At 42.4% G+C, this 4,641-nt stretch carries 5 protein-coding genes, 1 tRNA gene and 1 riboswitch; all 6 genes read left to right on the forward strand.

The features are described 5' to 3' along the window. The first annotated feature begins 129 nt into the window (after positions 1-129). The 6 genes from AC29Z1_RS13820 (at position 130) to AC29Z1_RS13845 (ending at position 4,288) form a co-directional block, all read left to right on the forward strand. Complete coding sequence (locus tag AC29Z1_RS13820) at positions 130-531, forward strand: hypothetical protein (protein WP_488272037.1); 402 nt, start codon at positions 130-132, stop codon at positions 529-531. Positions 532-606: 75 nt separating this feature from the next. Beyond that, positions 607-715: riboswitch (TPP riboswitch) on the forward strand. A 172-nt stretch (positions 716-887) separates the two neighbouring features. After that, the gene (gene thiM, locus AC29Z1_RS13825; RefSeq protein ID WP_488272038.1) at positions 888-1,700 is read left to right on the forward strand and encodes a hydroxyethylthiazole kinase; all 813 of its coding nucleotides are present in this window, start codon (positions 888-890) and stop codon (positions 1,698-1,700) included. Beyond that, positions 1,693-2,322, forward strand: a complete 630-nt coding sequence (thiE, locus tag AC29Z1_RS13830) for a thiamine phosphate synthase (protein WP_488272039.1) — start codon at positions 1,693-1,695, stop codon at positions 2,320-2,322. The genes thiM and thiE overlap by 8 nt, the downstream gene beginning before the upstream one ends. A gap of 240 nt (positions 2,323-2,562) precedes the next feature. Next, positions 2,563-2,835, forward strand: a complete 273-nt coding sequence (gene nrdD, locus AC29Z1_RS13835) for an anaerobic ribonucleoside-triphosphate reductase (protein WP_488272040.1) — start codon at positions 2,563-2,565, stop codon at positions 2,833-2,835. A gap of 78 nt (positions 2,836-2,913) precedes the next feature. Continuing rightward, a complete protein-coding gene (locus AC29Z1_RS13840) occupies positions 2,914-4,173 on the forward strand; it encodes an HD-GYP domain-containing protein (protein ID WP_488272041.1) in 1,260 nt (419 codons plus the stop codon). 39 nt (positions 4,174-4,212) lie between these two features. Then, positions 4,213-4,288, forward strand: a tRNA-Thr gene (locus AC29Z1_RS13845). Positions 4,289-4,641: the final 353 nt, after the last annotated feature.

Genomic DNA, 4,641 nt, shown 5'->3' on the forward strand with positions numbered 1-4,641 from the left:
TGCTCCACTACACTTTATGCTTTACCCCAACATTTGACAAAGAACCTTTTTTTATATCCAGTGTTTTCTAATATAAATCAAAAAAATGGCTGCTATGATTAACCTATAATCTAAAAAGGAAGTGTTAGTATGAAGTCTATGGCGAAAAAGGCAATCATATATTCCATGATCGGTTTATTGCAAGTGGGCATGTTCTCATCAGTAGCTGCTGCAGCACCGGCATTTGTACATAATAATGGCGTAAAACAAATGGCGCATCACGAACGTGATGATCGCCACCATCATGAAAATGAGCAGAAGCGTAAACAGAAAGAACAAAAACGTAAGCATGAAGAGCAAAAGCGGATACATGATGAACGTATGCGGCAAGAAAAACAACGTCATGAGCAGGAAATGAAACGGCGTCCGTTTGAAAGTGAGCATGCATGGCGAGAGCGGCAAAAACAAGAAGAGGAGCGACATAATAAAGCATTGCGCGAGATTGCCGCTCTCTTAATTGGTATTGCCATTGGTGCGGCAGCCGCAGATTAAAAAGCATTTGTACCAAGAGTCTATGAATTTCCATTGAAAATAGTAAAAAAATATGTTACTATAAAATGGAAAAAGTCATGTTGCAAGGGGAGCTGGATAGGCCGGCTGAGAGGTAGATCCTATATCTATGACCCTTTAACCTGATCTGGGTAATGCCAGCGTAGGGATGCTACACAGCGTTTGTTATTTGCAAGCACACCCTTACGGGTGCGCTTTTATTTTTTTGATTAGGGGAAGACGGATGGATTGCCTTGGCTTGGTTTTTGCACATTGGCTTGCCGTTTTGTTTGGGAGCCCGTATTTTGGTACTGATGATAAGAGCATTGCGATTAAATCATATGGAGGTATATACAAGCATGGAAATCCTGCAAGAAATATCCGATTGCCTCTTGAAATTAAAGAAGAAGAAACCTTTGGTGCATCATATTACTAACTATGTGACGGTCAATGATTGTGCCAACATAACATTGGCGATTGGTGCTTCGCCGGTTATGGCAGATGATATCAGCGAAGTAGAAGAAATGGTTTCGTTCGCGTCTGCATTGGTGTTAAATATAGGAACTTTAAATTCCCGGAGCATTGACTCTATGATAGCTGCTGGTAAAAAGGCCAGAGAAAAAGAAATACCCATTGTGTTTGATCCAGTAGGAGTAGGGGCAACCTTCTTACGTACAGCTACGGCCAAGCGAATTATTCAGGAAGTTGGTCCTTCGGTCATTCGCGGTAATATGTCGGAAATCAAAATTATTGCCGGACTTGATGCCGATATTAAGGGAGTAGATTCGGTTGCCGATGAGCAGGATGGAGAAACAGTTGCCAAGCAGCTTTCAGAAAAACTTGGATGTGTGATTACCATCACTGGCAAACAGGATATTGTTGCCTACGGGCAGAGGGTATGTCGGATTGACAATGGCCATTCGATTTTGTCGCAGGTAACAGGTACAGGCTGTATGGCAACCTCGTTGACTGCTTGCTACTGCGGTGCAACTGAGGATTGCTTTATCGGTGCTGTTGCCGGCGTAATGACAATGGGGTTGGCCGGGGAGTTGGCTCAGCAATCCTTACAGCCAGGAGAAGGAATTGGAACCTTCCGGGTGCGGTTGTTTGATGCGGTGTGGGCGATGACACCGGAAAAGCTAAAGAAAGGTGGGAAAATTTCATATGGATAATCGTAAGATTGATTATTCCTTATATGTAGTAACCGATAGGGCCTGTCTTGGCAATAAGGAGCTAGCGGCAACTGTAGAGCAGGCCATCCGGGGTGGAGCTACTATTGTGCAGGTTCGGGAGAAAAACTTATCATCTTTAGAGTTTTTTCAGGAAGCTGCCAGAATTAAACGTATAACTGATACCTATGGGGTACCGCTGATTGTCAATGATCGGGCAGATATTGCGTTGGCGATCGATGCTGCAGGACTTCACATTGGACAGGAAGACTTGCCAGTGGCAGTAGCTAGAAGACTGTTAGGACCCAATAAAATTATTGGCGTGTCTGCGGCTACTTTGGAGGAAGCACTGCTCGCGCAGGAACAGGGCGCTGACTATCTGGGAGTTGGCGCCATATTCCCTACAAATACAAAAGATGACGCCGATAATGTAAGTTTAGCGACGCTAAAAACCATCAAAGAACAGGTGCGGATTCCGGTTGTTGCTATAGGCGGCATTAATCACAATAATATTCGGACAGTCATGGAGACCGGCATAGATGGTGTGGCTGTGGTGTCTGCGATTATTGGTGCTGCAGATCCTTATGAGGCCACCCGCACAATGCTGAATTTGTTGCGAAGATAAAAAATAATATGCTTGTGGTTGCAGGCACCGCCATTTCACTTTGGTATGACAACAAAATTTAGGATATAGCGTTTTGCTGTTTTGAATGTTTTTACAGGGATTTTTCGGAAGGTGTCGAAAAGCTGTATAGAGTAAAATGGAAAAACTACAAGTCGTGAATGGAATGCCTATTGACTATTGTTGAATAACTGTTATTATTAAGTAATTGATATTATTAAAATAATCTTGGAGGAGATACATATGCTTATTGATGGTGTAAAAGTTGTGGCAGATTCAGAAATTACCGAAGAGGAAATCAGAGCCATTGTTTCTGAAGAGCTACAGTTATGGAAAAAAAAGAATAAAGAACTTGCTCAGGTACAGTTACGTCTTGAAGACGATGAGATTGTAGTTAAAGCAGTCGAGCGTTCCCCCATTAAGCGGGTACGCCGGATAACTGGTTATCTTAGTACTGAAGACCGCTTTAATGATGCAAAACAAGCTGAGCTGTCGGATAGATATGCACATGGTTAACCAGTAATTGAGTAATATCCGCGGCAAGAGACGTCAGCTAGTTGTCGCGGATATTTTTTATATAGGGAGCGAGACAAGATGTTATTTTCTATCCACCCTAGTAATTTAGTGAGTGCCTTATCTATTGCGTTTGAAATTTCAACAGACGGGTTATCTCAGCATCACTGGCGAACAGCCATTATTGCCGACAAGATTGCTAAGCATATTGGGCTGGACGAAAGACAGCGGCAGATTGTTGTGTATGCATCGTTGCTGCATGATATCGGTGCCGTATCTAGCTGGTCTGAGAAAAAAAAGTTGCTTAATTTAAAACTCGGCGATGATGTGTACCACCATGCCGAAGCCGGTTACGCCCTATTAAAAGATTCACAGCAGTTGGGTATGTTGGCTGAACCTATTCGCTACCATCATGATAGATGGGATGGCGACAATCCGTCTGGCCTTGCGGGGAAAGATATTCCTATCAGCAGCAGGATTATTAATCTGGCAGACCGTTTAGAGGTGCTTCTTCAGGATCATGTGTATATATTTAAGCAGCGACCTGACGTTTTATCGGCTATTCGGGAGTTGCGCGGTAGCTATTTCGACCCTGATTTGGTACGGGCTTTGCATGAAATTGCTCGCCAAGATGGTTTTTGGCTAGATTTGATCAATCGGCACTATTACCAGAACTTCTTCCAGCAGATTGATATGTATGGGCGAATGGTTTTTAATATGGATGATGTTGTTAATATTGGCGAAATTTTTGCTACTATTATTGACCGTACCAGCTGTTTTACAGGTATGCATTCCCGTAGTGTTTCTTTAGTCGCTGCTTTTTTGGCCCAGGCGAGGGGGTACAGCCAACAGGAAGTCAAGTTGATAAAAATTGCTGGTCTATTCCATGATTTGGGTAAGCTGGCTATACCCAATAAAATACTGGAAAAGCCAGGTAAGCTAACAGATACTGAATTCTCAATTATTAAGCAACATCCTTACTACACCTACCGGATTTTGGAACAGATTGACGGGTTTTCGACAATTGCTGAGTGGGCGGCCTTTCATCATGAGACATTAGACGGTTCAGGATATCCTTTCCGCATACCTGGAAATTCGCTTCGGCTGGGTTCCAGAATAGTGGGTGTTGCTGATGTGTTTGTCGCTTTAAGCGAGAATAGACCATACCGCCAGCCGCTGGCCATAGGCGAAGTCAAAAAGATTATGCAAGGAATGGTGAGTAACCGAAAACTCGATGGTAGCGTAGTATCTGACTTGTTTAGTGATTCTAATAGCCTTAATAGGCTTCTTGAAGAAATTTCTAAGCTGAGCTGGTCGTCAAACCAATCTTGTCAATATTGACTTTTTTGGTTTCTAAGAGTAGAATATTATTGTCAAATTGCCGGTATAGCTCAGTCGGTAGAGCATCTCATTCGTAATGAGAGGGTCGCAGGTTCGAGCCCTGTTACCGGCTCCAAAGATTTTATATATTAAGCCTCTGTGGATTTACAGAGGCTTAATATATGGTAGTATTTTGCAACATTTCATAGGATTGACAAACTTCTTTATCGATGCTAATATTATCAACAACAAGCTGATTGGAAAACCAAAGGCTTCGATTTTTTTCTATGGGAAAAAATCGAAGCCTTTTTGTTTTTGCTAGTAACCGCTATTTTTTGAAAGGAGAAGGTAAGAGTGACAAAAATCTTAACAGACGAGCAAAAGTATTTTTTGAAAAGGGCCTTAGAACAGGGGGCTGAGCATGCAGTTATATTTGATATTAATGACATTGAATTTGATTCTCGTACATTTCTAAAATGCCGATATGGA

Source organism: Sporomusa sp. (assembly GCF_057736855.1).

Excerpts from the sequence above, each read along its gene's own strand:
- thiM (WP_488272038.1), top strand. The coding sequence starts at position 888 with ATGGAAATCCTGCAAGAAATATCCGATTGCCTCTTGAAATTAAAGAAG.
- nrdD (WP_488272040.1), top strand. The coding sequence starts at position 2,563 with ATGCTTATTGATGGTGTAAAAGTTGTGGCAGATTCAGAAATTACCGAA.
- thiE (WP_488272039.1), top strand. The coding sequence starts at position 1,693 with ATGGATAATCGTAAGATTGATTATTCCTTATATGTAGTAACCGATAGG.
- AC29Z1_RS13840 (WP_488272041.1), top strand. The coding sequence starts at position 2,914 with ATGTTATTTTCTATCCACCCTAGTAATTTAGTGAGTGCCTTATCTATT.
- AC29Z1_RS13820 (WP_488272037.1), top strand. The coding sequence starts at position 130 with ATGAAGTCTATGGCGAAAAAGGCAATCATATATTCCATGATCGGTTTA.